This window comes from Streptococcus sp. HMSC066F01, from assembly GCF_001837335.1.
GTDB lineage: Bacteria > Bacillota > Bacilli > Lactobacillales > Streptococcaceae > Streptococcus > Streptococcus oralis_S.
Genome location: NZ_KV832088.1, coordinates 1 through 241, shown reverse-complemented (window position 1 = coordinate 241; position 241 = coordinate 1). Strand labels below are relative to the sequence as shown.

General features: G+C 43.2%; 1 protein-coding gene. It reads right to left on the bottom strand.

What is annotated here, in order from left to right; all coding sequences use genetic code 11:
- Nucleotides 1-241 (bottom strand): Ig-like domain-containing protein (locus HMPREF2655_RS02935; RefSeq protein WP_257367809.1); only part of this gene is annotated, 241 nt, incomplete at both ends.

Below are 241 nucleotides of genomic sequence, written 5' to 3'. Positions count from 1 at the left end.
TATAGAATCCTGAAATGATATTTCCATTGCGATCTTTACGGATCACTTTCACACCTTTGGCTTGTCCTACAAAGTCTGCCTCAGGGGTAAAGGTGACGGTGCCATCTGGTGAGATTACATAAGTTCCTTCACCTGGAACGACTTTTTCAGTTGTTCCATCTTCAAAGGTTGGTGGAACTGTCAGCTCGACATCACCTGTAAAGTTTGGTTTACCAGTCTGAGTTTGACCTTTAAGACCTTC